The 23,687-nt window shown below is 64.8% G+C and carries 28 protein-coding genes; all 28 read right to left on the bottom strand.

Translation table 11 applies throughout. From position 1 onward, the window contains the following. Window positions 1-2: 2 nt before the first annotated feature. The gene (locus ZAL01S_RS02390; protein ID WP_066079064.1) at window positions 3-227 is read right to left on the bottom strand and encodes an HGxxPAAW family protein; all 225 of its coding nucleotides are present in this window, start codon (window positions 225-227) and stop codon (window positions 3-5) included. 76 nt (window positions 228-303) lie between these two features. Next, window positions 304-909 (bottom strand): Trp biosynthesis-associated membrane protein, encoded by a 606-nt coding sequence (locus ZAL01S_RS02385; RefSeq protein WP_066079061.1) that lies wholly within the window; start codon window positions 907-909, stop codon window positions 304-306. After that, window positions 906-1,295, bottom strand: a complete 390-nt coding sequence (gene hisI, locus ZAL01S_RS02380; protein WP_066079058.1) for a phosphoribosyl-AMP cyclohydrolase — start codon at window positions 1,293-1,295, stop codon at window positions 906-908. Before hisI ends, ZAL01S_RS02385 begins: the two co-directional genes overlap by 4 nt. Next, window positions 1,288-2,073: an imidazole glycerol phosphate synthase subunit HisF gene (gene hisF / locus ZAL01S_RS02375; RefSeq protein WP_066079055.1), complete on the bottom strand. Its 786-nt coding sequence runs from the start codon at window positions 2,071-2,073 to the stop codon at window positions 1,288-1,290. Before hisF ends, hisI begins: the two co-directional genes overlap by 8 nt. Window positions 2,074-2,075: 2 nt before the next feature. After that, on the bottom strand, window positions 2,076-2,918 hold the full coding sequence (gene hisG / locus ZAL01S_RS02370) for an ATP phosphoribosyltransferase (protein ID WP_066079052.1): 843 nt from the start codon (window positions 2,916-2,918) through the stop codon (window positions 2,076-2,078). Window positions 2,919-2,956: 38 nt separating this feature from the next. After that, complete coding sequence (locus ZAL01S_RS02365) at window positions 2,957-3,220, bottom strand: phosphoribosyl-ATP diphosphatase (protein WP_066079049.1); 264 nt, start codon at window positions 3,218-3,220, stop codon at window positions 2,957-2,959. Window positions 3,221-3,239: 19 nt separating this feature from the next. Next, window positions 3,240-3,902, bottom strand: a complete 663-nt coding sequence (gene rpe / locus ZAL01S_RS02360) for a ribulose-phosphate 3-epimerase (protein ID WP_066079045.1) — start codon at window positions 3,900-3,902, stop codon at window positions 3,240-3,242. Then, a complete protein-coding gene (locus ZAL01S_RS02355) occupies window positions 3,899-5,350 on the bottom strand; it encodes an RsmB/NOP family class I SAM-dependent RNA methyltransferase (RefSeq protein WP_083522979.1) in 1,452 nt (483 codons plus the stop codon). Before ZAL01S_RS02355 ends, rpe begins: the two co-directional genes overlap by 4 nt. After that, window positions 5,347-6,282 (bottom strand): methionyl-tRNA formyltransferase, encoded by a 936-nt coding sequence (gene fmt, locus ZAL01S_RS02350; protein ID WP_066079040.1) that lies wholly within the window; start codon window positions 6,280-6,282, stop codon window positions 5,347-5,349. Before fmt ends, ZAL01S_RS02355 begins: the two co-directional genes overlap by 4 nt. 76 nt (window positions 6,283-6,358) lie before the next feature. Next, a complete protein-coding gene (locus ZAL01S_RS02345; RefSeq protein ID WP_066079037.1) occupies window positions 6,359-8,299 on the bottom strand; it encodes a primosomal protein N' family DNA-binding protein in 1,941 nt (646 codons plus the stop codon). An 8-nt stretch (window positions 8,300-8,307) separates the two neighbouring features. Beyond that, entirely contained in the window at window positions 8,308-9,498 is a 1,191-nt protein-coding gene (gene metK / locus ZAL01S_RS02340; protein ID WP_066079035.1) for a methionine adenosyltransferase, read from the bottom strand. A 9-nt stretch (window positions 9,499-9,507) separates the two neighbouring features. Continuing rightward, complete coding sequence (coaBC, locus tag ZAL01S_RS02335; RefSeq protein ID WP_066079387.1) at window positions 9,508-10,752, bottom strand: bifunctional phosphopantothenoylcysteine decarboxylase/phosphopantothenate--cysteine ligase CoaBC; 1,245 nt, start codon at window positions 10,750-10,752, stop codon at window positions 9,508-9,510. A 53-nt stretch (window positions 10,753-10,805) separates the two neighbouring features. Further along, window positions 10,806-11,147, bottom strand: a complete 342-nt coding sequence (rpoZ, locus tag ZAL01S_RS02330; RefSeq protein WP_083522978.1) for a DNA-directed RNA polymerase subunit omega — start codon at window positions 11,145-11,147, stop codon at window positions 10,806-10,808. Then, window positions 11,144-12,043 (bottom strand): guanylate kinase, encoded by a 900-nt coding sequence (gmk, locus tag ZAL01S_RS02325; protein ID WP_066079032.1) that lies wholly within the window; start codon window positions 12,041-12,043, stop codon window positions 11,144-11,146. The genes rpoZ and gmk overlap by 4 nt, the downstream gene beginning before the upstream one ends. Window positions 12,044-12,049: 6 nt before the next feature. Further along, on the bottom strand, window positions 12,050-12,937 hold the full coding sequence (pyrF, locus tag ZAL01S_RS02320) for an orotidine-5'-phosphate decarboxylase (RefSeq protein WP_083522977.1): 888 nt from the start codon (window positions 12,935-12,937) through the stop codon (window positions 12,050-12,052). Between the two features lie 238 nt (window positions 12,938-13,175). Beyond that, on the bottom strand, window positions 13,176-13,691 hold the full coding sequence (locus ZAL01S_RS02315) for a PH-like domain-containing protein (protein WP_066079031.1): 516 nt from the start codon (window positions 13,689-13,691) through the stop codon (window positions 13,176-13,178). A gap of 2 nt (window positions 13,692-13,693) precedes the next feature. Then, window positions 13,694-15,049, bottom strand: a complete 1,356-nt coding sequence (locus tag ZAL01S_RS02310; protein WP_066079029.1) for a dihydroorotase — start codon at window positions 15,047-15,049, stop codon at window positions 13,694-13,696. A 4-nt stretch (window positions 15,050-15,053) separates the two neighbouring features. Beyond that, complete coding sequence (locus ZAL01S_RS02305) at window positions 15,054-16,001, bottom strand: aspartate carbamoyltransferase catalytic subunit (RefSeq protein ID WP_066079027.1); 948 nt, start codon at window positions 15,999-16,001, stop codon at window positions 15,054-15,056. A 6-nt stretch (window positions 16,002-16,007) separates the two neighbouring features. Next, the gene (pyrR, locus tag ZAL01S_RS02300; RefSeq protein ID WP_066079025.1) at window positions 16,008-16,601 is read right to left on the bottom strand and encodes a bifunctional pyr operon transcriptional regulator/uracil phosphoribosyltransferase PyrR; all 594 of its coding nucleotides are present in this window, start codon (window positions 16,599-16,601) and stop codon (window positions 16,008-16,010) included. A 104-nt stretch (window positions 16,602-16,705) separates the two neighbouring features. Next, window positions 16,706-17,113, bottom strand: coding sequence for a transcription antitermination factor NusB (nusB, locus tag ZAL01S_RS02295; protein WP_066079022.1), 408 nt, complete (start codon window positions 17,111-17,113; stop codon window positions 16,706-16,708). Further along, the gene (efp, locus tag ZAL01S_RS02290) at window positions 17,113-17,673 is read right to left on the bottom strand and encodes an elongation factor P (protein ID WP_066079020.1); all 561 of its coding nucleotides are present in this window, start codon (window positions 17,671-17,673) and stop codon (window positions 17,113-17,115) included. The genes nusB and efp overlap by 1 nt, the downstream gene beginning before the upstream one ends. A 79-nt stretch (window positions 17,674-17,752) precedes the next feature. Continuing rightward, entirely contained in the window at window positions 17,753-18,121 is a 369-nt protein-coding gene (locus ZAL01S_RS02285) for a DUF4190 domain-containing protein (protein WP_066079017.1), read from the bottom strand. Window positions 18,122-18,211: 90 nt separating this feature from the next. Beyond that, a complete protein-coding gene (locus ZAL01S_RS02280; RefSeq protein ID WP_066079014.1) occupies window positions 18,212-18,643 on the bottom strand; it encodes a type II 3-dehydroquinate dehydratase in 432 nt (143 codons plus the stop codon). 21 nt (window positions 18,644-18,664) lie between these two features. Next, on the bottom strand, window positions 18,665-19,765 hold the full coding sequence (gene aroB / locus ZAL01S_RS02275) for a 3-dehydroquinate synthase (protein WP_066079011.1): 1,101 nt from the start codon (window positions 19,763-19,765) through the stop codon (window positions 18,665-18,667). Continuing rightward, window positions 19,762-20,379, bottom strand: a complete 618-nt coding sequence (locus tag ZAL01S_RS02270; RefSeq protein WP_083522976.1) for a shikimate kinase — start codon at window positions 20,377-20,379, stop codon at window positions 19,762-19,764. Before ZAL01S_RS02270 ends, aroB begins: the two co-directional genes overlap by 4 nt. Beyond that, the gene (gene aroC / locus ZAL01S_RS02265) at window positions 20,367-21,632 is read right to left on the bottom strand and encodes a chorismate synthase (RefSeq protein ID WP_066079008.1); all 1,266 of its coding nucleotides are present in this window, start codon (window positions 21,630-21,632) and stop codon (window positions 20,367-20,369) included. Before aroC ends, ZAL01S_RS02270 begins: the two co-directional genes overlap by 13 nt. Window positions 21,633-21,667: 35 nt before the next feature. Continuing rightward, on the bottom strand, window positions 21,668-22,558 hold the full coding sequence (locus ZAL01S_RS02260; RefSeq protein ID WP_066079005.1) for a shikimate dehydrogenase family protein: 891 nt from the start codon (window positions 22,556-22,558) through the stop codon (window positions 21,668-21,670). Next, window positions 22,558-23,685, bottom strand: a complete 1,128-nt coding sequence (mltG, locus tag ZAL01S_RS02255) for an endolytic transglycosylase MltG (protein ID WP_066079003.1) — start codon at window positions 23,683-23,685, stop codon at window positions 22,558-22,560. The genes ZAL01S_RS02260 and mltG overlap by 1 nt, the downstream gene beginning before the upstream one ends. Window positions 23,686-23,687 lie beyond the last annotated feature (2 nt).

The following is a 23,687-nucleotide window of genomic DNA, read 5'->3' as shown; positions in this document are numbered from 1 at the left end:
ACTTAGTGGCTCTTCGGTCCGAGGCCTGCAAGCTTGAGGACGGGCCAGGCAAGAATGCCAAGCGCTGCGACGCCAAGACCGATCCAGAGCATCATGTTGATCTCAAGGAAGAGCGCTGCGGCTGCGACGGCGAGGCCGACGAGAATCAGGATGACACCGATCCAACCGGCGACCGAGTGGCCTTCGTCCTCGTGGTGCTGCGCGGCGGTTGCGGCGTGCTCGCTCATGGGGCTGTTCTCCTTGTTTGAATCGGGCCTGGCCAGTCTAGCGGGTGGCAGGGACATGCTTGGACTGGCTGCGAGGCTAGTGATCGACGTCGTCGGTCGGGTCAGCACCTTGGCTGAGCTGATCCCACTGCGAAATGTTTCGGTTTGCGCGGGGTTCGTCGGCAGCTTCGGTGACACTCGTTCGAGCCGGGCGTTGCTCGAATCGGGTGCTTGCACCTGCCCAACTGGGCGCCGTAATGAGTGCCAGGATACCGGCAGCCATCAGCAGGACCGAGCCAATCGCTGCGACGATCCACATGAAGGTGACGTCGGCGCTCACCGCGTCGAGGCTCTCGAACTGCGAGGCAAGCTGTGTGCCGTGTGCTGTCATCTGCTCTTGGCCGACGACAACAGCACGGTCGTAGCTTGTGACCGAGTGGCCAAGGCTCGCGGCGCCGAGGAGCATGAGCACGCCACCGAGGATGCGAGCCCCACGTGCTCGGAGCGTGAGCATGACGAGTAGCAGCACGAGTGAGGCAAGCCCAATCGGGAGCAGCGCGGGCGCGGCGGCGTCACCTCGCAGCTCCTCGTTCGTTTCGGCGCCAGAGATGAGGACGCCATGCAGCGTCAGCCACGGTTGCGACCAGGCAATGAGCGTGACAAGTGCGGCGACGACGCCGAGCGCGAGGATGAGGCGTTTCATGCGGCTCCTTCCGAGGCGACGAAGCGGACGGCGAGCGTATCGCCGTCGAAGCAGCTGCGCGTCCCCGTGTGACAGGCAGCACCCGCCTGCTCGACGACGAGGTGCAACACATCGCGGTCGCAGTCGAGTGAGCATTCAATGAGGCGCTGTGTGTGACCGCTTGTCGCGCCCTTTCGCCAGAGTTCCTGCCGTGAACGGGACCAATACGTCACCTCGCGAGTTGTGAGCGTAAGGCGAAGCGATTCAGCGTTGAGCCAGGCAACCATGAGGAGTTCAGCCGAGCCCTCTGCCGTCACGACAGCCGGGATGAGGCCGTCTGCGTTGAAGGTGCAGGAGTCGATGATTTCCTCCACCTCGGCGTCACTGAGTTCGACGACGTCACGCACGCGGCGTCACCTCACGAACGAGGTGGCCCGCGTCAGCAAGCGCCTGCTTGACCTCGCCGATCGTGAAGATGCCGTGATGGAACACGCTCGCCGCGAGGACGGCATCCGCACCAGCCCCGACCGCGGGAGCAAAGTGTGAGAGTTCGCCCGCTCCCCCGGATGCGATGACGGGAGCGGAGGACACCTCACGGATGCGGGAGACGAGTTCGAGGTCAAAACCATGCTTCGTGCCATCCGCATCCATCGAGTTCACGAGGAGCTCCCCCGCGCCACGATCGACCACTTCGCGTGCCCACTCGATGGCATCCAAGTCCGCTTCACGCCGACCGCCGTGGGTTGTCACAGCAAAGCCTGACGGTTGCCGGTCAGATCGGCGAACATCGAGTGAGAGCACAAGCACCTGCGCACCAAACACGCGAGCAATCTCGTCGACGAGCTCGGGACGCCCGATCGCGGCCGAGTTCACGCCAACCTTGTCAGCACCCGCGGCAAGGAGGGCGTGGACGTCGTCGACCGAACGGACACCGCCGCCCACTGTGAGCGGGATGAACACGTGCTCGGCGGTGCGCGTGACGAGCTCGAGCATCGTGCCGCGACCCTCGTGGCTTGCCGTGACGTCGAGGAAGGTGAGTTCGTCGGCACCCTCAGCACCGTAGCGCGCTGCTAACTCAACAGGGTCACCAGCATCGGTGAGGTCCTGGAACTTCACACCCTTCACGACACGGCCATTGGCCACATCCAGGCATGGGATGACGCGTGTGGGAAGCGTTGCGGTCATTGCTACATCCGAACGGCTTGAATCGCCGTCACCAGGATGGCGCGCGCACCGAGCTCGTGGAGCTGGTCCATGATCTGGTTCGCTTCGGTGAGCGGGATCATCGAGCGCACGGCCACCCACTCGCTGTCGCGCATCGGCGAAATCGTCGGCGACTGGAAACCGGGCGTGATCGCGACGGCGGCATCGAGGATGTCGGTCGGCGCGTCGTAGTCGATCATCGCGTAGCGGCGGGCGACCATGACGCCGTCAAGGCGGCGCATGAGCGTCTGTGCGGCGGCCTCCTTCTCAGGCGTGGAGACGAGGACGGCCGTGGACTCGAGGATGACAGGGCCAAAGATCTCCAGGCCCGCCTTGCGGAGGGTGCCGCCAGTCGAGACGACGTCCGCGATGGCATCCGCAACGCCGAGACGGATAGCACTCTCAACGGCACCATCAAGCTTCACGAGCGTCACGTTCTCGATGCCTTCGCGCTCAAACCAGCGCTCGAGCAGACCGATGAAGCTCGTCGCGACGCGCTTGCCTGCGAGTTCGCGCGGGTCGGTGAAGCGGCCGGGCTCAGAGGCGAAACGGAAGGTGGAGTCGCCGAAGCCGAGTTCGAGGACTTCGCGGGCTTCCGAGCGAGCATCGAGCAGGAGGTCACGACCGGTGATGCCAGCGTCCAGGACGCCCTGCCCAACGTAGGTGGCGATGTCGCGCGGGCGGAGGTAGAAGAATTCGACGTCGTTGACGGGGTCGATGGCGGAGAGTTCACGGTTGTCGCGGCGACCTCGGTAGCCGGCTTCGCGGAGCATGGCCGCCGCGGTTTCGGAGAGCATTCCCTTGTTGGGTACAGCGATGCGGAGCATGGGGTTCCTTGTCACGCGGGAAAAGTGCGGGGTCGTGCCTAGAGCACGCGGTAAAGATCGTCGGGGGTGATGCCCTTCGCGATCATCATGACTTGCAGGTGGTAGACGAGCTGGGACATCTCTTCGATCGTCGCCTCATGACTCTCATGCTCAGCCGCCATCCACACTTCTGCGGCCTCCTCGACAATCTTCTTGCCGATTCCATGCACGCCGGTGTGGAGCTCCGCCACGGTGCGGGAGCCTTCCGGCCGGGTTTGGGCCTTCTCAGTGAGTTCTGCGTAGAGCGAGTCGAAGGTCTTCACCCGTTCAGGGTAACTGGGCTCACTCGTGAGTGTGTTGTGCGGCTGCCTGACGCAGCGCTTCAATCTGCTCGGCTGGCTCTCCGCGGAAGACGGCGGATCCGGCGACGAAGGTGTCGGCACCGTGTTCGGCGGCGATACCGATCGTGTCGGTCGTGATGCCGCCGTCGACCTGAAGCTGCAGCTCAAGGCCCGTGCGCTTCGCGAACTCGTGTGCCTGGCGCAGCTTCGGCATCGTCTCGGTCATGAAGCGCTGTCCGCCAAAGCCCGGCTCGACGGTCATGATGAGCAGCTGATCGAAACTGCCGAGGATTTCCTCGACCGCACTGAACGGGGTGCCAGGACGCAGCGCGATACCGGCGCGGGCACCTGCGGCGCGAAGCTTCTTCGCGAGGGTAACCGGTGCGGTAGCTGCTTCTGCGTGGAACGTCACAGACCACACGCCCATGGCCGCAAAGTCAGGTGCCCAACGGTCGGGGTCTTCAATCATGAGGTGCAGATCGAGCGGGATTGGGCTTACTGCCTGGAGACGCTCGACCATGGGCTGCCCGAAGGTGAGGTTCGGAACGAAGTGGTTGTCCATGACGTCGACGTGGGCGGCGTCAGCGCTGGCGATATGTCCGAGCTCGCGCTCGAAGTTGGCGAAATCAGCAGCGAGGATGGACGGGTTGATCTGCGCGCTCATGCTTCGAGCCTAGGCCGTTGGAGGAGCGCAAGGAACATGCCATCCGTGCCATGGCGGTGCGGCCAGAGCTGCACGACGTTGCCGTCCGCCACCTCGCGCGGGACAAGGTCAATCTCGCTCTGGCACACATCGCGCAAGGCGCCGCAGCTGTCGAGGACGTGGGCGCTAGTGAGGCGGGCAACGCGCTGGACCACCGCGGTTGTTTCAGCGAGATGAGGTGAGCAGGTCACGTACGCTGCGACACCGCCTGGCTTGAGGACTCGAACCGCAGCTTCGAGGAGGGCTTCTTGGATGGCCACGAGTTCGGCAACATCCCGTGCCTGCTTGCGCCAGCGGGCTTCCGGGCGGCGACGAAGCGCGCCAAGGCCCGTGCAGGGCGCGTCAACGAGGATGCGATGCCAGGGGCCCGGGAGTGCCCTCGCGAGCTCTCGGCCATCACCGCAGTGGACACGGTTCTCGATGTCGTCGACGATGGGCGCAAGGGCCTGGGCGACGAGGCGGGCGCGGTGCGGTGCAACCTCATTGGCGTGGAACTCGGCACCGGCTTCTCGGGCGAGGCTTGCGAGCAGGGCGGCCTTGCCACCGGGGCCCGCACAGAGGTCAAGCCAGCGCTCCGACTCGGCGGCTTCGTCGGTGCCGCGGTCAAAGGACGCGAGGGCGAGCGCCACGAGCTGGGATCCCTCATCCTGCACACGTAGGACACCCTCGCGGGCTTCGGGAAACTCGTGAGGGTCGCCGCGGACGAGGTCAAGAGCGGTGCGGGCGTAGGGGCTGAGGTTCACTTCCGGCGCATATTCGGCGGCGATCTCCTCTGCGGAGGCGAAACTGGGCAGCGCCACGAGATCAACGGTCGGCGCATCATTGTCGGCGTTGAGGAGTGCCTCGAGCTCGTCGTCGCGGCCTTCCGCAGCGAGTGCCGTACGGAAGGCACGCACAATCCATGCAGGATGACCGCTTGTCACGGCGAGGTAGTCGTCGCCATCGAGCAGTTCTTCAAGACGTTCGAGCCACCCCTCGAGTGGAGTGCGGCCAATGGTGCGGAGGACGCCGTTCGCAAAACCCACGGCGGCCGGGTTCGCGTGCTGACGCACGAGTTCGACGCTCTCGTGAACGGCAGCGTGGCTTGCGATCCGCATGCCGAGGAGCTGGTGCGCGCCGAGACGGAGCGCGTCGAGCACCTTCGGGTTGATTTCAGTGAGCGGTCGCCGCGCGGCGAGTTCGATGATCGCGTCGTAACGGCCGAGCAGCCGGAGCGTCCCGTAGCAGAGTTCCGTTGCCAGAGCGGCGTCTTGTGCACTGAGCTGCGCCGCGGCCAGTTTTCCGGGGAGGAGCAGGTTCGCGTAGGCGTCGCTCTCGGCAACCTGGCGGAGCACCTCGTAGGCAATGGCGCGGCTGGGGCTCACGTGAGCGGATGCGCTGCTGTGTGCGCGATGACGGTGCTGGCTCATGCGAGGGTCACCCGGTCACCTTCGGCAAGGCGCGTGGACATGCCCCGCCACCAGTCCATTGCCGTCATGGCCTGCTTGCCGGCTGGTTGAACCCGAAGGAGCTCGATTGGCGTTGTTGCAGTGCCGACGAAGATTCGTTTGGCCACGATGCCGAGTTCACCAGGCGCCAACTCGATTCTGGCGTCTGCGGCATCCGCGATCTCGTGGATCTTCAGCCAGTCTTCGCCGATGAGCGCACGGGCACCCGGCTCTGGCGTGACACCGCGAATCTGGGATGAGACGAGCCACGCCTCACGATGCCAATCGATGTGGCCATCGTCGCGCGTGAGTTTTGCCGCGTGGGTGGGCTCGCCCACCTGCGGCACCGCGACGAGTGCGGCAGAAGCAATGCCGTCCACAACGTCCACGACGAGATCTGCACCGGTGACGGCAAAGTCGGCGAGGAGTTCCCCACTCGTCTTCGTCGGGTCAAGATCAACTGGGAGGCTCTTGTAGATGGGCCCGGTGTCGAGCCCTGCTTCGAGCTGGAACACGGTGAGGGCGCTCGTGCGCTCCCCCGCCATCACGGCGCGCTGTAGTGGCGCTGCGCCGCGCCACTTCGGGAGTGCCGAGAAATGCAGATTGACCCAGCCGTGTGGGATCGCATCCAGCACCGGCTGCGTGAGGAGTGCCCCGTAGGCGACGACGACACCGAGTTCAACACCGAGCTCCCGAAACTGCCGGATGACCTCCTCATCAGGCTTCGCTGACTTTAAGACGGGCACACCGAGCGCTTCAGCTCGCGCAGCCAGCGGAGATGGCGTCATGATGCGCTTTCGACCGAGCGGTGCGTCGGGGCGCGTGAGCACCGCCACAACCTCGTGTTCGCTCGCCATGAGGGCGTCGAGCGTGGGAACGGCGACTTCCGGGGTACCGGCGACGACGACGCGCATGATGGTTCCTCCTCGAGCGTGGCGTGAACGGATGTGTCGATGCTATCGGTGCCGAGGGTGCGCCCCGGCGGTGTGCTTAGAAGGCGTGCGGCGGATCGAGGCGAATGCGCAGTGTGGCCCCGGCTGCCCGGCGCCTTCCCGGGAGCGGAGCCGGCCGGGAGGTCGCAGCCCGAACAAGTTCTGCCTTCATAGCGGGAACGAGCGTGCGTGCGTTCGCGTAGCTCATGCGGACCAGGGCGCGGCTTGTGCCGTCCTCATCGGTGAGCGGACCGAGGATATCGAGTTCATGCTGCTCCCCCAGCCGTTCGAGGGCGTGCTCAACTTCGGCGCGAGTCCCGCGCACCTCGGCGACGCGCACGGTTGGCGGAAAGCTCAGGGCCCGACGCGCCTGGAGCTCCTCCCGCACGAGTGCAAGTTCGCTGTGGTCCCGAAGTGCGATGGTTGCAGGATGTTCGCTGCCCGCGACGACCACTTCACCGTCGTCGGCGCACAGTGCGGCCGCTGCCGCCCAGCCATGGAGCGCGTCGAGCACCACATCGAGCCCTTCGTGCAGCAGCATCGACCCCGTGTCGAGCAGGATGACGCAGGCATATCCAGAGGCAGCAATCGGCGCGGTGCCGCGGGTCGCGACGACAAGATTGCCGGTGCCGCTCACGCTGACGCGCTCATGCTCGCCATCCGCCACGACGAGCGTCGCCCCCGGGAACGCCCGACCAAGTTCTTCGACTGTGCGATGCACGCCGCTTCCGGAGGGCCGTGCACGTTCACTGCCGCAGTGCTGGCAGCTCCAGCGCACGTGGTCGCGGCCGCACACGCGGCAGCGAGGCCGGGCACCCTTCCGCGGCTGGCCGAGGAAGGTGCCGCAGCTGCGGCAGGTGACTCGTTCGCCGCATCCCTCACATACGAGCGCGGGGGCGTATCCCGCTCGCCCGACCTGCATGAGCACGTTGCCTGAGCTCAGAGCCTCTCGAGCACGCTGCCAGGCGTAGGAGGGAATCCGAGCGTGCTGCAGCCGGTCGTCCTCGCCAAGGACGTGCTCAGAGATCACGACGCGTGGCAGCTTCACCTGCCGATCATCGTGTGCGGTCAGCCACCCCATATCGATGAGGCGGACAACCGCCGCCGAGGGCACATACGAGGAGAACACGAGACGGCAGCCCGTCAGCTGCTGCCTGAGGAGCGCCACATCACGAGTGTGCGCATACGGTGCGAGCGGTTCGGTGAAGGAATCGTCGTCGTCATCCCAGATGTAGATCGACGCGAGCTTCGTGACCGGTGCGTAGAGGGCGGAGCGGGTACCGATCGCAATGACCGGCGTCCCTTCGAGACAGGCGAGGAAGTGGCGGGCACGTTCCTTGGGCTTGAGCCTCGCGTCCATACGGCGCACGAGTCGCCCATCCGCGCGCGTGGACAGGTACCTAAGGGCAAGTTCGACCTCGCGAAAATCAGGCACAGCCACGATGACGCTCTCGCCGTGCGAGAGATCGGCGAGGGCAGCGTCAAGGATTGCTGCGAGAGCCCGTGGCGTGCCGTCGGACCGGACGCCGTGTGGCGCAGCACGGAACGCACGCTCCCTTGGCACGGCTTCCGTCGCATCGGAATCGCCGTCGACGGCATGCCGGATGCCGCCCGTCTCGGGCGCGGACCCGGCACAGCGTGCCTCCCACCACGCGGCCTCAAACCGTGCGGAACGTGCCGGCACCGCCAAACGCAAGACGTCGTTCAGCGTGCCTGCCTGTCGGTTCGCCACTTCGCGAGCAAGTTCGGCGATCTCAGGGGTCAACACCGGCACCGGCGACACGACGCTCACGAGCTCCGCAAGCTTGCCCTCATAGGAGGATTCTTCGGCGAGTGCGAGCACGAATCCCTCGACGACCCGGCCGCCCGTTCGAAGTGGCGCCCGAACCCGCACCCCCACAGCGATGGACGCCTGCAGCGGTTCGGGAATGGCGTACTCGAGAACGCGGTCGAGCTGCGGCAGCGGCGTGAGCAGCGCGACCGACGCGACGCGAGCCATGCGCTGAACTAGCGGGCGACCGCTGCGCGCAGCGCCTCAACTCGATCGGTGCGCTCCCACGTAAACTCGGGCAGCTCACGGCCGAAGTGGCCGTAGGCGGCGGTCTTCCCGTAAATCGGACGACGAAGGTCGAGCGCATCGATGATCGCTGCCGGACGAAGGTCAAACACCTCGCGGATGGCGCGCTCAATGTCGGCGGTCGGGACCGTCTCGGTGCCGAAGGCTTCGACGTAGAGGCCCACCGGTTCAGCGGCGCCAATGGCGTACGCGACCTGCACCTCAAGACGCTTGGCAAGGCCTGCCGCGACCACGTTCTTCGCGACCCAGCGCATGGCGTACGCGCCCGAGCGGTCCACCTTCGACGGGTCCTTGCCGCTGAAGGCACCGCCGCCGTGGCGGGCAAAACCGCCGTAGGTGTCGACGATGATCTTGCGGCCGGTGAGGCCAGCATCGGCCTTTGGACCGCCGTCGACGAACGAGCCGGACGGGTTCACGAAGACGCGCATGCCCTCGGTCGAGAGCTCGGTGCGGGCGAGCACCGGGTCGATGACATGCTTGCGGATGTCTGCCTCGATCGTCTCGATCGGCACATCCGGGTCGTGCTGGGTCGAGACGACGACGGCATCGACGCACACGGCACGGTCGCCGTCGTAGCCGATCGTCGTCTGCGTCTTGCCGTCGGGACGGAGGTAGCTGATCGTGCCGTCACGACGCACATCGCTGAGGCGCTCGGCAAGACGGTGCGAGAGCCAAATCGGCATCGGCATGAGTTCGGGCGTCTCGTCGCTTGCGAAGCCGAACATGATGCCCTGATCGCCCGCGCCCAGCAGCGCGTACGGGTCTGCATCCGCGCCGGAACGTGCCTCATAGGAGGTGTCGACACCAGCAGCAATCTCGGGCGACTGCGAGCCAATCGAGGTGGACACGCCACACGAGTCGCCGTCGAAGCCGATCTCGCTCGAGGTGTAGCCAATGCTCGTGATGCATTCGCGCACGATGGCGGGGATCTCGGCATAGCCGCTCGTGGTGACCTCGCCGGCCACGTGGACGAGGCCCGTGGTGACGAGCGTCTCGACGGCAACGCGCGAGCTCGGGTCTTGGCGAAGGAGCTCGTCCAAGATGCGGTCCGAGATCTGGTCGCAAATCTTGTCGGGGTGACCTTCGGTGACGGATTCCGAGGTGAAGTACCTGAGGCTCACGGGATGCTCCTAAGCAGTGACGTCGTTCGTTGGCGTGTGCGCCGAATCACGGAGATATTCGGCAAGTGTGTCGAGGATCGCACCTGCCACCGACATTTTGTTTCCGGCGTGTCGCACCGCGAGCGAACCATCGCGCGCGATGAGTGAAATCTCGTTTTCGTCGTGCTGGAAGCCCACATTCCAGCCGACTCGGTTGACAGCGAGAACATCGCATCCCTTGCGCTGCAACTTGGCCCGCCCCCGAGCGAGCAGCTTCTCGTCGTTAGGCTCCGTTTCCGCAGCGAACCCCACGACGAGCTGGTCAGGTCGTTTTGAGGCTGCGAGTTCTCGGAGGATGTCTGGGTTCTTCGTGAGGTGCAGCGTCAGTTCGTCGCCCGTCTCTTCCTTCGTGATCTTGCCCTCGGCAACGGTCACGGGACGGTAGTCGGCGACGGCGGCGGTCATGACGATGATGTCGTGCTCTGGGGCGAGCCGGGTGCACTCGGCGTGCATCTCGGCCGCCGTGGACACCTGAATGACCTCAAGGTTCGCGGGAGCAGGAACTTCGAGGTTTGCGGCAACGAGGGTGACCTGTGCTCCTCGAGCGGCTGCGCTCGCTGCGATCGCTACTCCCTGGCGGCCGCTGGAACGGTTCCCGAGAAAGCGGACAGGGTCAAGCGGTTCGCGCGTACCGCCAGCGCTCACGAGCACCTTTCGGCCAGCCCAATCACGTCTGGAGTCAACAGCTGCCCTGGCGCCCGCCTGTTCTATCGCGGCAACGATCGTCTCAACCGCTTCGAGGCGACCAACACCGGTGTCGTGACCGGTGAGTCGACCGGTCCCCGGACCCACGATGACAGCGCCTCGCTCCGACAGCGTCGCGATATTGGCTTGGGTTGCCGGGTGCTCCCACATCTCTGTGTGCATCGCGGGTGCGATGACGAGCGGGGCTGTCGAAGCCAGCAGCGTTGTCCCGAGCAGGTTGTCGACAATGCCCGCGGTGATCTTGGCCACCGTGTTCGCCGTGGCAGGCACAACAGCGATGACATCCGCCTGCTGACCAAGAGCCACGTGACGGACTTCGGCAACGTCGTCAAAGACATCCGTGTACACGGGGTTGCGGGAGATCGCCTCAAGCGTGGGAACACCAATGAACCGGAGCGCCGAGGGCGTCGGAATGGCGTGCACTTCGTGCCCGCGAAGGACGAGTTCACGGATGACGAGCACAGCCTTGTACGCGGCGATGCCCCCGCTGATACCAACGACAATGCGCAGAGGGTTCGCCTCTGCGCGTGTCGTTAGCGTGCTGTTGCCGAGATCGGCCACGACTACTCTGCAGTCTCCTCTGCGCCAGCAGCGTCGTCGAGCTCGTCGAAGTTGATGCCGAAGTCGAGGTCGTCGCCAGCATCCTGGATGGCCGTGATCGGCTTCATCTCGAGCTTGTTCTGGTTGATCTCCTGGAGGGCGATCGAGAGCGGCTTGTCGTCAACTGCCGAGTCAACAAGCGGGCCGACGTTCTCGTAGATGGCGCCGTCGTGCAGATCTGCGTAGTAGCCGTTGATCTGGCGGGCACGACGCGAGGCGAAGATCACCAGCTGGTACTTGTTGTCGACGTGCTCGAGGAGCTCGTCGAGCGGGGGTTCGGTGATGCCCTTCATCGAATCAATCATGCTTGTCCTCCCTGGTTGGAGACCCCCATGAGGGCCACCACCTTGCGTGCCGCATCCGGCACCTGGTCGTTGACGACGAGATCGTCAAATTCGTCCTGCGCTGCCAATTCGGTGCGAGCAGTTTCGAGACGACGGGCCTGCTCTTCAGCAGATTCGGTGCCTCGTCCTTCCAGACGGGCAACGAGTTCATCCCAGCTCGGTGGCAGCAAGAATACGAGTCTAGCGTCCGGCATGTGCTTACGGACCTGGCGCGCACCCTGAATATCGATTTCGAGCATGACCGGGCGCCCTTCCTTGAGTGCAGTGTCGATCGGAGTGCGCGGCGTGCCGTACCGGTGGGTGCCGTGCACGGTCGCGTATTCGAGCAGCTCGTTGCGCTCGATCATGCGGTCGAATTCTTCATCGGTGACGAAGAGGTAATTCACACCGTCCACTTCGCCCGGTCGGGGTGCACGCGTGGTTGCCGACACCGAGATGAGGACCTCCGGGTACTGATCCTGGATGTACTTGACCACGGTGCCCTTACCAACAGCGGTAGGCCCGGCGAGGACGAGGAGACGGTGGCGGGGCTTCTGCGGCACGTGCTCGCTCAGGTACTCGCGGAGTCGCTTCCGCTGGTTCGAGCCGAGACCGCCAAGTCGCTTCGACGGCGAGATGGCGAGCGTCGCGAGGATGCGCTCCATCTTCGTCGTCCCGATGTGCGGGATCGACAGCAGGAAGTGAGTCACGCGAAGCGAGTGTTCGGCCGCGTTCGTCGGATCAAGCGACGCGTCAAGCACGTGAAGAGAGCTGCGAGTGGAGTCAGCGATGGCTCGCTTCACCTCAGCGCGAGCACGACGGGCGGCAACAGCTGCGCGGCTCGCAGCCGCGCGGTCAACGGGCGGTGGAACTGGCATCGCGGCTTACTTCCCGAATGCTTCGTTGAGGAGCGCGCACTGAGCTTCGATGGCGTCGGCGAGGCCGATCTGGCCGGCCGAGAGCACGCCGCGGCTCTGGTTCACAATCGTCGTCGAGGCGACCGTGCCGAAGATCTTGTGGATGTCGGCGACTGCGGCGCCCTGGTGGCCAAAGCCCGGCGCGAGGACGGGCGCCTTGGGCTCCTTGCCGAGCTCGTCGAGGTCGATTCCGAGGAACTCGAAGTCAACCGTCGCACCGAGCACAACACCGACCGAGCCGATTGGGCCCGAGAAGTGGTCGCGGTTCCAGTCCGCTGCGCGCGACGCGATACCACCGGCAACCGAGCGTCCGTTCTTGGACCCGCGCACGCGGCGGGCGGTCTGGATCGATGCCGACTCGGGGTTCGATGTCGCCGCAAGAATGAAGACGCCCTTGCCGTGCTGCTCGGCAAGCTGCAGCGGGTGGCGGAGCGTGTCAAAGCCCTGGTAGGGGTTGAGTGTCATGGCATCAGCCTCGAGCGGCGAGCCAGGTGCAAGCCACGCTTCGCTGTACGCCTCGAGCGTCGAGCCCACATCGCCTCGCTTGACATCGGCAATGACGAGCAGGCCTGCAGCGCGTGCGGCCTCAAACAGCTCCTCGAGGACCTTGTAACCGATCGCTCCAAATCGCTCGTAGAAGGCGATTTGTGGCTTCACGATGCCCGCGCGGCCCTCCATGGCCTCGATGACGCGAAGGCCCATTTCCAGGGCGCCCACGGCAGAGACCGGGAGTCCCCATCGCTCAAGCAGATACTCGTGTGGGTCGATGCCCACGCAGAGGTGTCCGCGGTTGGCGAGGGTGTGTTCGAGACGCTCTCCGAACGACGTGACGGCATCGTGAGCCGGACCACTCATGAATCAATCTCCTCGAGCTGCGCTAGGGCCAATGATGACTCTACGCGGTTTGGATGTGAGAACCCCGCTCGTGGTCTTGGCTTGTGCAGGAGCATCCTGTTCGAGGCTGTTCGTGAGTGGAGCGAGGTCTCGGAGTGATCGGCCCGGTGCGTGCCAAGTGTGCACGAGCTTCACGGGCCGTCGCCGCCATAATACCGAGGATCATTCATGGAATGGTCCTGATGAAGTGAGGAGACGCCTATAGAGCGGCAGTCAGCAGCGTGGCGTTGACCTGGGTGTGGAATGCGGACCGTTCACGCTCGTCTACGAACCGGAACACGGAATCGACCGTGTCTCCTGTCGGGTCTGGGCGCCAGCGGAGGACACTCAGTCCCCCGGGCTCAACTGCGCGATCGATCGTTGCAGTACCTGCGTGCAGACTGTCGAGGGATTCGCGCGAGATGAAGAACGGAACTTCGCCAGCAATTCCGATGACGAGGCCCTCCGGCAAGAGTTGGACGCTGCAGCGGCCCCGGAAACCGTAGGGCTTCGTAGCGATGCGCTCGAGGGGTGCATCGCTCGGGGTCGTCGCCACGTAGTGGATGTCGTCCCATGCGGCCACGGTGTCGCGCCCCGTCAAGCTTGGCGCGGGGGGTGCTGGATATCGATCCGCCTGCTGGTTGAGCTTGCGGCGCCATCCCACAACGAGGAGTGCCAAGAGCGTAAGGCACAGGGCGGCGAGCACCGCGGCCGCGATGAGACGAGTGTCGAGCAAGGTTAGGCCGACGCTTCCGAGACTGCGAGTTCGCGACGACGGCGGGCAGCAGCCGCGACATCGCTGCGGTCTGCGATCGTGCCGTCGATGAGCGTGGGCTCACCACGGAAGATTGTCCACGCAACGCGGCCCGGGAGCTCGATGCCGAGGTACGGCGAGTTCGAGCTCTTCGAGGCGAGGTCGTCGAGCGTGAAGCTGCTACGACCGCTCGGGTCGTAGAGGCAGAGGTCCGCCGGCTCGCCAACAGCAATCGGGCGGCCCGAGAGCTCAGCCTGGCCGATCTCGGCCGGACGCTCACTCATGAAGCGCGCAACATCACGCCACGTTGCCTTACCGGTGTCGACCATCGTCTCCTGAACGACGCGGAGCGAGGCCTCGAGACCGAGCATGCCCATGGCGGCGCAGTCCCACTCGCAGTCCTTCGCCTCTTCCGGATGCGGGGCGTGGTCGGTGGCGACGATGTCGATCGTGCCGTCGGCGAGCGCCTCGCGGAGGGCGTCCACATCGGCCTGGTCACGCAGGGGCGGATTTACCTTGAAGCGTGCGTCGTAGCCGCGCACTTTCTCTTCCGTGAGGAGGAGATGGTGCGGAGTGACCTCGGCGGTCACCTGGACGCCGCGCTGCTTGGCCCAGCGGATGATCTCGACGCTTGTGCGGGTTGAGATGTGGCAGACGTGCAGGCGTGCACCGACGTGCTCAGCGAGGAGGACGTCACGGGCGATGATCGACGCCTCGGCAACCCACGGCCAGCCGTTGAGACCGAGCTCCGAGGAGAGTTCGCTCTCGTTCATTTGGGCCTTGAGCGTGAGACGCGGGTCCTGGGCGTGCTGGGCGACGACACCGTCGAAACCCTTCACGTACTCCAGTGCGCGACGCATGACGAGCGGGTCGGAAACGCAGTGACCGTCATCCGAGAACACGCGCACACGTGCCTTCGAGTGGGCCATTGCTCCGAGCTCGGCGAGGTGCTCACCCTTGAGGCCGACGGTGACCGCACCATTCGGGCGGACATCGCAGTAGCCAGCCTCTTCACCGAGTGTGCGGACGGCTTCGACGACACCCGCGGTGTCCTGCACCGGGTAGGTGTTCGCCATCGGGAAGACGGTCGTGAAGCCACCCTTCGCAGCAGCCTGCGAGCCGGTGAGGATCGTCTCGGCGTCTTCGTAGCCGGGCTCGCGGAAGTGCACGTGCAGGTCAACGAGGCCGGGCAGGAGCACCATGCCCTTCGCGTCAATGACGCGCTCGCCGTCTTGCGGGGTGAGATCAGCTTCAACAGCGGTGATCACACCGTCGGCGATGCGGACGTCCTTGACGTCCTCGCCGTACAGGGATGCCTTCTGGAGGAGAAGATTCGTCATGGTCCTACGCCTTCTGTTCGCCCGAGCAGAGGAGGTAGAGCGCGGCCATGCGGATGTAAACACCGCTCGTGACCTGCTCAAGAACCGTGGAAGCGGGCGAATCGGCGGCCACGGAAGAAATCTCAAGTCCACGGTTCATCGGACCGGGGTGCATGATGAGCGTCGACTCGGGCAGTTGCGCGAAGCGGTCGGAGTCAAGCCCCCAGAAGCGCGAGTACTCGTGCGAAGACGGAAAATACGCGTCATTCATGCGCTCGGCCTGAACACGGAGCAGCATGACAGCCGTCGGCTTCTGCGCGAGGGCAGCGTCCAGGTCGTGAGTGACCTCACACGGCCAGTGCTTGGTCGAGACCGGCAGGAGCGTCGGCGGGGCGACGAGCGTCACCTTGGCACCGAGCGTGTTGAGCAGCCACACGTTCGAGCGGGCAACACGCGAGTGCAGGATGTCACCGACGATGATGACGTGCTCGCCCGAGAGGTCCTTGCCACGTGCGGCAGCGCCGTGGAGACGGCGGCGCAGCGTGAAGGCGTCGAGGAGTGCCTGCGTCGGGTGGGCGTGGGTACCGTCACCGGCGTTGAGGATCGGGGTGTTGATCCAGCCCTTGGTGGCAAGCAGCTCAGGGGCGCCGGATGCAGGGTGACGGATGACGACGGCATCCGCACCGATTGCGTGCAGGGTCTGGGCGGTGTCCTTGAGCGATTCGCCCTTCGAAACACTCGAACCCTTCGCCGAGAAGTTGATCACATCGGCGGAGAGACGCTTTTCAGCGGCCTCGAAGGAGATACGGGTGCGGGTGGAGTCCTCAAAGAAGAGGTTCACGACGGTAACGCCGCGGAGTGCAGGGAGCTTCTTGACTTCGCGCTGCTGCGAGTCCGCCATGTCTTCGGCGGTGTCGAGCAGGGCAAGTGCTTCGTCTCGCGTCAGGTCGCGAGTGTCGAGCAGGTGCTTCATGAGTGTCTAGGCCTCCGTTTGGCCGGCGGCGGCACCAGAGGCGTCCTCGCCGCTCGAGATGACGACGCGGTCGATACCGTCGATCTCCGACAGCTCGACTTGGATGTGCTCGCTCCGGGCCGACGGCAGGTTCTTGCCGACGTAGTCTGGGCGGATGGGCAGCTTGCGATGGCCACGATCCACCAGAACGGCAAGCTGGACGGCGTCAGAGCGACCGATTGCCGAGATCGCGTCGAGCGCAGCACGAATCGTACGGCCAGAAGAGATCACGTCGTCAACCAGCACGACGGTGCGGCCGTCAATACCACGGCTCGGGATGCGGGTGGGGCTCGTCATCTTGACCTTGCCGCGACGCAGGTCATCGCGGTACATGGTGATGTCGAGGGAGCCAACCATCTCAGGGAGATCAATCGAGCGTCCTTCAAGGGACTCGATCTTCGCGAGCTGCTCGCCCAAGCGCTGTGCGAGCGGAACACCTCGAGTGGGAATACCTAGCAGCACGAGTTCCTCCGTGCCACGCTGCTGTTCGAGGATCTGGTGTGCGATGCGCGTCAGTGCGCGCGAGATGTCGTCGTCGTTGAGCACGACTCGTTTGCTCACGGCGACCTCCTTCCCCGCCTCTCTGTGCGGAAATTAAAGGTGGTCAAATTGATCGGGCCCAAGCCTATCACCGGCTTGGGCCCGAAACGCGCGTGGCGCGTGGATTAGCGTTCGCTGAGTCGTCCGAGGACGCCGTGGACGAACTTGCTCGAGTCGTCAGTGGAGTACGCCTTGGCTGCTTCGACCGCCTCGTCAATCGCGACGGCGGCGGGAACCTCGTCGTTGTAGTGGAGTTCCCACACGGCGACGCGCAGGATGGCACGGTCGACGGCAGGCATGCGCTCAATCGTCCAGCCGCGCGAGGTCGAGGCGATCTCTTCGTCGATTTCTGCGGCGTGGTCGATCACACCGAGCACGATCTGGCGAGCGTAGTTCCAGCTTTCGCGGCGCTCCGGCTCGTGCTCAGCACGTTCAGCCTCCGCTGCGAGAAGTTCCTGCAGCTCACTCCCCCGCACATCAGCAGCGAAGAGCATGTCCATGGCGCGCTTGCGCGCCTTGGTGCGTGCGCCCACTAGTTGACGCGACCGAGGTAGTCGCCCGTGCGGGTGTCAACCTTGACGCGGGTGCCCTGGTTGACGAAGAGCGGAACCTGAATCTCAGCGCCGGTCTCAAGCGTTGCGGGCTTCGTACCAGCGTTCGAGCGGTCGCCCTGGAGACCAGGCTCGGTGTAGGTGATCTCGAGTTCAACCGAAGCCGGCATTTCGAGGTAGAGCGGCTCGCCCTGGTACATGGCGATCTGGACTTCCTGCTGCTCGAGCATGTACTTGGCAGCGTCACCAACGACGGTCTCCGCGACCGTGAGCTGGTCGAAGTCCGACTGGTCCATGAAGACGAAGCTCTCGCCGTCGCGGTAGAGGTACTGGTAGTCGCGGCGGTCAACCGTGGCGGTCTCGATCTTTGAGCCAGCGTTGAACGTGCGGTCAACGGTCTTGCCCGAGACGACGTTCTTGAGCTTGGTGCGCACGAAGGCGCCACCCTTGCCGGGCTTCACGTGCTGGAACTCGATAACCTGCCAGAGCTGGCCATCGATGATCATGACGATGCCGTTCTTGATGTCGGCGGTCGTTGCCATTCAGTCGTCCTTTTCGTTGCGAGTTCGTCGAGCGTACGCGGCGCGCAGTCCGACAAACCAGCTTAGCGCGCCCGGGCGATCATGCCCAGGAGAACGCATAGCTGGCGACTGCGGTACTGGCTCCGAAGATGGCCACACCGAGAATGAGTACGAGGACGACGTACACGATGAGGACGAGTACCACGAGCGCCATCGAAATGTAACCGATGATGAGGCCAGCCATTGCGAGGCCGTGGCCCTCTTCGCCGCTCGTCTTGATCTGGCCGAGTGCAATGTGCCCGAGGATGACGCCAATGAGGTGGAAGCCAATGAGCGAGCACACGAGCGAGGCGATCGCGAGACCGTTCGTGCCGCGGGCGGGTGCCGCATACGGCATCTGGGGCTGGGTGTACTGGGGCTGGGCCTCGTAGGGAACCATCGTTCCCCCGCTGTACGGTTCGTAGCTCACGAAGTCTCCTCAAGACGTGGTTGGGCACCAACTATTGTGCGAGGACGGCGAGCGCTCCACGACCGCCGAGAGGCGGAGTTTCCAGCCCGGCTACTGCGCACTCCGGATGACATGGAGCGCCGCGGAGTAAGACCCTGCGCCAAATCCAGCGATGGTACCGCTCGCAACCGCTGAGATGAGACTCGTGTGTCGGAATGACTCGCGGGCAGCGGGGTTTGACAGGTGCACCTCGACCACGAGGGAACCTGCCTCGACCGTGAGCGCAACTGCATCCCGAAGCGAGACCGAGGTGTGCGTGTAGCCCGCGGGGTTGAAGATGACGTGCGTGCCCGTGTGTGCAGCCTCGTGCAGCGCCTCGATGAGCACACCCTCATGCTGCGACTGGACATGCGTCCACTCCACGTCAGGAGCTTCCGCCTTGAGACGCTCGAGAATGTCCTGTTCACTGAGCGCGCCGTAAATGCCGGGTTCGCGGGTGCCGAGGCGGTTCAGGTTCGGGCCGTTGAGGACGAGGATGCGCATGCTTCGAGTGTAGGCGGGCCGCTAGCCCGCGATTTCCTGGTAGGCGGCGAACAGGAGCGATTCATCGGGGGCCTGCATGACGCTCGGCTTACCGATGGCATCCAGCACGATAAAGCGGAGCATCGAGCCACGCGCCTTCTTGTCGCGGCGCATCGTGGCAAGCAGCGTCGGCCAACGGCCAGACGGGTAGCTTGTGGGCAAGCCGAGGGACTCGAGGATGCTTCGGTGACGGTCGGCCTCGGCGTCCGAGAGACGGCCCGACAGACGCGCAAGCTCAGCGGCAAACACCATGCCGATCGAAATTGCTGCGCCGTGCCGCCACTGGTAGCGCTCACTGTGCTCGATGGCGTGCCCAAGGGTGTGGCCGTAATTGAGGATTTCGCGCAGGCCCTTTTCGCCCGGGTCCTCCCCCACAACGCGTGCCTTCGTCGCGATCGAGAGTTCAAGGCAGCGGCGGAACGGGGCAGAGCCTGGGTTCACAGCCTCGCTCGGGTTCTCTTCGATGAGGTCAAGGATCTCGGGCTCTGCAATGAAGCCGCACTTGACGACCTCTGCGAAGCCCGCGATGCGCTCGTTCTCAGCGAGGGAGTCGAGCACATCGAGATCGCACACGACGAGTTCCGGCACGTGAAAGGCACCGACCATGTTTTTGCCTTCGGCAGTGTTGATGCCTGTCTTGCCACCGACCGCAGCATCGGCCATAGCGAGGACCGTCGTCGGGATCTGCACGACGCGGACGCCCCGGAGCCAGGACGCCGCAACCCATCCGGCGAGGTCTGTCGTTGCGCCCCCACCGAGGCCAATGATGAGGTCCGAGCGCGTGAAGTCGGCCTGGCCGAGGATTTGCCAGCAGAACTGAGCTACTTCGAGCCGCTTGGCGTCTTCCGCGTCCGGCACCTCCGCGAGGAGCACCCGTCGATAGGGGCCAGCGGGTGCCTGGAGCTGCTCGCGAACCTCGCCCGCAACCACGGCGAGGGACGGTGCGTGGATGATGAGGATCTGCTCGGGTGCGTCGTCAAGGGCGTCCTGCAGCAGCGTGTCGAGCTGCGGGATGAGACCTGTACCCAGCAGCACATCGCCGTGAGCGCCCGTTACCGAGATTCGCGTGGTGGCTTCGGTCATGGCTGGTCGTCTCCTTCATCGTCGTGCTCGTCTCCATCGATGTCGTGGAGCGCATGCTGGGTGCGGCCTCGTCGCGCTGCCTGCAGGTGCTCGACCTCAGCTTCGGTCAACGCACTGTGCTGTTCGAGCAGCTCCAGGATGTCGTCAATGACCCGTCGCATGGGCCGGAACGAGGTGTCGACCGAGATTGAGGCCAGTCGCTCATAGGTGTCGCGGCGAGCCTCAACGAGTGCCTTCCAATCGTCGAGGCTTTTGATGAGGGGACGCTTGTCGTTGTCGATACGTTCAGCGACCGCTTCCGGGCGCACCGTCAGATGGACAACAATGACTGGTGCTTGGAGCAGCAGCTCTTGCGTCGCTGGGTCCATGACCGCGCCGCCGCCGAGCGACACGACATCAAACTGCGTGAGCGCATGACGAATCGTCTCGCGTTCAATGGCGCGGAACGCTGCTTCGCCCTGCTCTTCAAAGATCGTGCGAATGGGACCGTGGGCAGCCTGGATGAGCTTGTCAGTGTCGGCAAATCGACGATCGAGGGCGCGCGCAAGACGGCGCCCAGAACGTGACTTGCCTGCCGCGGGCGGTCCGATGAGGACGATATTCACACGCGCCACGCAGACCGCGAGTCGCCCTGTTCTCGCTCATCGATGGGGCGATTGGGATTCGGGATGGCCGAGTTCGCGCTCGTTGCAAGCTGCTGCGGGATCGCACCCATGAAGGCCTCGAGGTTGCGGCGCGTCTCACCGACACTGTCGCCACCGAACTTCTCGAGGATCGCGTTCATAAGCTCGAGCGCGACCATGGCCTCTGCCACGACGCCAGCGGCCGGTACCGCGCAGACGTCGCTGCGCTGGTGGTGGGCGGTCGCATCGATGCCCTGAGCAATGTCAACCGTGGCGAGCGCATTCGGAACGGTTGCGATCGGCTTCATGGCGGCGCGCACGCGCAGGAGCGTGCCCATCGACATCCCACCTTCGATACCGCCTGCGCGGTCGGAGCTGCGGGTAATGCCTTCCGGCGAGGTAAAGAGTTCGTCGTGGGCTGCAGTGCCAAGCCGTTCGGCGGTCTTGAAGCCGTCGCCGACTTCGACGCCCTTGATTGCCTGGATGCTCATGAGGGCAGCAGCGAGTCGTGCATCCAGTCGACGGTCCCAGTGCACGTACGATCCAAGGCCGCACGGAAGGCCGCGCACGCACACCTCGACGACACCGCCGACGGTGTCTGCGCTCTTGCGCACCTCGTCAATGTGGGCCACTGCCCTGGCGCTCGTTTCGGCGTCGAACATACGCACCGGATCGGCGTCGATCGCCTCGAGATCTGCAAGGGTCGGCGTTGGAGCATCCTCGGGGACGTTCACCGTTCCGATCGAGATCGTGTGGCTCACCGTCTCAATGCCGAGCTCGTGAAGGAAACGCTTGGCAATCGCGCCGAGGGCAACACGAGCTGCCGTCTCACGAGCGGAGGCTCGCTCGAGCACGGGACGCGCCTCATTGAAGCCGTACTTCTGCATGCCAGTGAGGTCGGCGTGTCCCGGTCGAGGCCTCGTGAGCGGGGTACCGCGGCCCGTGGCGAAGACCGACTCATCGACGTGCTCAGCGCTCATGACCTCGGTCCACTTGGGCCATTCCGCATTGCCGATGCGCAGGCCAATGGGCGAGCCAATCGTCTTCCCGTGCCGCACGCCAGCCGAAAGATGCAGCTCATCCTGCTCGAACTTCATGCGGGCACCGCGGCCATAGCCGAGCTTGCGGCGCTGAAGGTCGCGCGCGATGTCGTCACGCGAGAGTTCGAGGCCTGCCGGAACTCCTTCGATGATCGCGAGAAGTTCGGGGCCGTGGGATTCACCTGCGGTCAGCCAACGAAGCATTCTGCCATTCTCCCATGCGGCGCTGGGGTGATTCCTCAGGCAGATGCGAGTGCTGCGCGCAGGGCGGCGGTCACACGCACAACGGTTGCGTGATCCCAATCGATGTTTGGCAAGCCCCAGGCGGTGTGTTCTTCGTCGCTGCGGACGCTGGTCATGAGGCGCAGTTGCTCGACCGCCTGGTGGAGCAGCATCGCTTCTCCCCCGATGACGCCCCGTTCGGCAGCAAACCAGCGCGTGGCGAGGGGGCTTGGCCACGGGGCATAGACGACGTCAAAAAGGGCGCTCTCGGAGACGAGCTCCTCACACGGGTGGAGGGACCCGCCAACGGTGCCCGGCAGCGTGCTCATGACAAGTGTCGAACCGCATGCGCTCCCCCACTCAGCGAGGGGCACGAACTCTGCTTGCATCCCGAGGCGCTCGACAAGTTCGAGCCGACCGGCCGCCCGGGTTTCGCTGCGGGCGATGATCCGTACCTTCTGCGCGTCGAAGCTCGTGAGTGCGGCAATGGCGCTCGCACAGCTGGCGCCCGCGCCGAGAATGTCGACCTGTGGTGCACTGACGGTGCCCGCTTCGCGGAGGGCTTCCGCGATCCCGTGGATGTCTGTGTTCCAGGCCGCGCATGGAGCATCTGGCTCGGGTGTTGCAAACACGAGCGTGTTTGCTGCTCCGGTGAGCTCGGCGAGTTCGTCCGTCCAGGAAGCTGATTCGAGCGCTGCGCCCTTGAGCGGCATCGTGACCGAGACGCCTCGCCATCCGAAGCCGCGGGACTGCAGCCAGCCGTCAAAGGCCTCCTCGTCGAGTTCAACGCGTGTGTAGTCCCAGCCCGTCACGCCGAGTGCCTCATAGCCGGCCGCATGCAGGAGCGGCGATTTGGAGTGCGCGATCGGTGAACCGAGCACGGCGGCCTGGATGTGTGAGAGGGCCATTACTGGTACTCCGGGTGCTCTTCCATCCACGCCTGCCACTTGGCAACCGCGACTTCGTGCTCCTCGAAGGTGTTCGAGAAGATCGTTTCACCCGTGTCGAGGTTCCAGGTGACGAAGAAGAGCCACTTGCCGTCGGCGGGATGCATGGCCGCGTCGATCGCCACATCACCCGGATTCGAGATCGGTTTCACGACGAGACCATCGTGCACGTAGGTGTTGTACTCGTTCGACGCGTCGGCACGCTCTTCGTCGGTCGTGGTCACCCGGTGCGTGTTGCCGCTGCCGTAGGCGACGGTCGCATCCGATTGCAGCTTCATGCCTTCGTCGATTCGGTTGAGGAAGACGCGGGCAACCTTCGGGAAGTCCTCTGCGAGACCAGCCTCACGCTGCACGAGCGAGGCAAGGCGCACGACCTCCCAGCGGCGATCCGCGGGCACACCGTGCTCGTCAAGGGCCTGGATGCTGCGCTTCACCATCGTCTCAAGGATGGCCTTCGCGTCGAACGAGGGATCGAACTCGTAGCTCGCCGGGAAAAGGAAGCCCTCAAGCGACTCCGCTTCCTCGGGAAGGCCGAAGGCCTGCGGGTCCTTGGCGGCGGCTTCGAGCTCCTCCACGGACACCTTCGTGCTGTCGGCGATGAGCTCAAACACCTGCTTCTGCGCGGTGCCCTCCGGGATGACAACGCGTCCGGTGACTCGGTTTGCCGGGTCGATGAGCGCGTCGATGGCAGCCGCTGCGCTCATTTCGAGCTGCAGAGTGTACGTGCCGGGCTGAAAGACCGGTTCTTCGGAGCGTGAACGCAGCTCATCGAGCACAGCCTCGCTCGACTTGACGATGCCAGCCGCTTCGAGACGTTCGGCGATGTCGGTGCCGGTGTCGCCCTCGGTGATGGCGAACTCGGCGGGCGTTCCGTTTCCTGCTCCGCTGAAGTCGTTGCCAGCAAACATCTTCATGACTGTTGGTGCGATCATGATTCCGCCGGCCATGATTGCCGCGCCTACGAGCACGAGCGCAATCAGTCGAACGACGCGCGGCTTCTTGGACGCTCGCTCCTTCTCGCGGCGGCTCCGTCGTTCGTGGCCGCTCGCCTCGGTGTCGCCGCTCAGCAGCTCGTCAAATGAGGCCATGA

The organism is [Zimmermannella] alba NBRC 15616 (assembly GCF_001570905.1).
Taxonomy (GTDB): Bacteria; Actinomycetota; Actinomycetes; order Actinomycetales; family Microbacteriaceae; genus Pseudoclavibacter; species Pseudoclavibacter albus.
The sequence above is the reverse complement of the archived record's forward strand: the minus strand, read 5'-3'. Positions and strand labels throughout refer to the sequence as shown.